2 protein-coding genes are annotated in these 2,593 nt (G+C 74.0%); one reads left to right on the plus strand and one right to left on the minus strand.

All coding sequences use genetic code 11. The features are described from left to right. Positions 1–18: 18 nt before the first annotated feature. Positions 19–513, minus strand: a complete 495-nt coding sequence (locus ACIQOV_RS36685; RefSeq protein ID WP_401055130.1) for a universal stress protein — start codon at positions 511–513, stop codon at positions 19–21. Positions 514–882: 369 nt separating this feature from the next. Here ACIQOV_RS36685 and ACIQOV_RS36690 point away from each other — a divergent pair, with 369 nt between their 5' ends. Continuing rightward, a complete protein-coding gene (locus ACIQOV_RS36690; RefSeq protein ID WP_401055131.1) occupies positions 883–2,535 on the plus strand; it encodes a phospholipase in 1,653 nt (550 codons plus the stop codon). The last annotated feature ends 58 nt before the right edge of the window (positions 2,536–2,593 follow it).

Consider the following 2,593-nt stretch of genomic DNA (forward strand, 5'->3'; position numbering starts at 1 on the left):
GACGCCGGGCGCAGGGGTTCACCCGGGTGCGGCTCCGGGTTCGGGTGGTACGACGACGACGGGGAGGCGGGCGTGGTGGACGATCTCGGTGCTGGTCGAGCCGAGGGCGAGCCGGCCCCAGCGGCCGGCACCGCGGGTGCCCACCACCAGCAGGCCGGCGTCCCGGCTCTCCTCCAGCAGGACCTGAGCGGGGCGGCCGTGCTCGCAGCGCACCTCGACCTCGACATACGGTTCGCCGACCTGCTGTCGCAGCTCCTCGACCAGGTCCGTCACCTCACGGGCGACGGCGTCGTGCAGATGCGGCTCCGGATCGCCGCTCGGGCGGAACCAGCCCGTCATGGCCCGGTCCGGCGGATCGGCGTGCCGGCCGCCGAAGGCGCAGACGGCCCGTACGCCGACTCTCCGCAGCTGTGCCTCGCGAAGGGCGAAGAGCACGGCCCTGCGGGCGGGCTCCGAGCCGTCCGTACCGACGACGATCGGCCCGGCGGGACTTGACGCGGGTGAGCTGTTCACGGGGACCTCCAGGAGGTGGGGCCTGGCAGCGGACCGACAGGCTCGGCGGATCCGGGGAGGCGCGGAGACCGGCGCGTCCACTGCTTTCATGATCCTCCGGCAACGGCGCGGCGGCATGTTCGTACTCCTCCGTCGACCGCCCGCGGCGGCGTGATCTCCCTGGGCGGCGAACAGCTGCCGGACGGTTGCGCGGTCGCTCGGCCGGCGGCGTCGTGCAGCTCAGGGGCGTGGGCCGGATCTCGCCGGGGTCGGCCGGGCCCGTCCGCGCTCTTGTCATGCCCAAGTTTGACGGCCTGTTACCAGCCGGTAGTCTCTGGGTGTCTCGTAGGCGAACAGCACGACGCCTGCCATGTTCTGAAGGATCCTCACGTGTACCGACCCGGCTCCCGCCGACCCCGCCGCGCTCTGCGTGGTGCCCTCGCCGCCGTCGCGGCCAGCACCCTGCTCACCGTCCTGCCGGTCGCGCCGTCCCACGCCGACTCCGCGCCCGCGCAGGGCACGGACACCGCCCACCTCGACGCCGTCGAGCAGGTGCTGCGCCAGGTGTCGCCCGGCCTGGAGGGCACCGTCTGGCAGCGCACCGACGGCAACGCCCTGGCCGGCGCCGACCGGGCCGGCGGCCCCGCCGACTGGCTGTTCCAGACACCAGCCTGCTGGGGCGACGCCACCTGCGCCGACCGGCCCGGCACCCGCGCGCTGCTCGCGAAAATGACCGCCGACGTCTCCGCCGCCACCCGGACCGTCGACGTCTCCAGCCTCGCGCCGTTCCCCGACGGCGGATTCGAGGAGGCCCTGGTCGCCGGGCTCAAGGCCTCGGTCGCCGCCGGGCACCGCCCGGTCGTGCGCATCCTGGTCGGCGCGGCGCCGCTGTACAACGCCAACGTGCTGCCGTCGCGCTACCGGGACGAGCTGGTCGCCAAGCTCGGACCGGCCGCCTCCTCGGTCAGCCTCAACATCGCCTCGATGACCGCCTCGCGCACCGCCTTCTCCTGGAACCACTCCAAGCTCCTGGTGGTCGACGGGCGCACCGTCCTCACCGGCGGCATCAACGGCTGGAGCAAGGACTACCTCGACACCGCGCACCCCGTCTCGGACGTCGACCTCGCGCTCACCGGCCCCGCCGCGACCTCCGCCGGCCGCTACCTGGACACCCTGTGGGAGTGGACCTGCGGCCGGACCGGCCTGCTCGACAACGCGTGGTTCGCCTCCTCGGACGGCGGCGCCTGCCGCCCGTCGATCGAACGCGAGCTCAACCCGCCCGCCCCCGCCGCCGGGAACGTCCCGGTGATAGCCGTCGGCGGCCTCGGCGTCGGCATCAAGGACGCGGACCCCTCCTCCCGCTACCAGCCCGGTCCCGTCCCCGGGGCGGCGGACGCCAAGTGCGGCCCGCTGACCCTGCACGACAACACCAACGCCGACCGCGACTACGAGACCGTCAACCCCGAGGAGAACGCCCTGCGCGCCCTGGTCGGCAGCGCCCAGCGGCACGTCGAGATCTCCCAGCAGGACCTGAACGGCACCTGCCCGCCGCTCTCGCGCTACGACTCCCGGCTCTACGACACGCTGGCCGCCAAGCTGGCCGCCGGCGTCAAGGTGCGGATCGTGGTCAGCGACCCGGCCAACCGGGGCACCGTGGGCAGCGGAGGCTACTCGCAGATGAAGTCCCTCGTCGAGATCAGCGACGTCCTGAAGGCCCGGCTCACCGCGCTCACCGGCGACCAGGGCAAGGCCGCCGCGGCCCTCTGCGGCAACCTCCAGCTCGCCTCCTTCCGCGCCGCCCCCACCGCCACCTGGGCCGACGGGCACCCGTACGCGCTGCACCACAAGCTGGTCTCGGTCGACGACTCGGCCTTCTACATCGGCTCGAAGAACCTGTACCCGGCCTGGCTGCAGGACTTCGGCTACATCGTCGAGAGCCGCGGCGCGGCCGCGCAGCTCGACCGCGACCTGCTCGGCCCCGAGTGGCAGTACTCGCAGGCCGCCGCGACCGTCGACTGGTCCACCGGGACCTGCCGCGCCTGACGTCCGGCGCCCGACGTCCGGCCGGCGGGCTCCCTGCTCCGGAATCCCGGGGCGGGGG

This window comes from Kitasatospora sp. NPDC091257 (assembly GCF_044757675.1).
Taxonomy (GTDB): Bacteria; Actinomycetota; Actinomycetes; order Streptomycetales; family Streptomycetaceae; genus Kitasatospora; species Kitasatospora lactacystinica.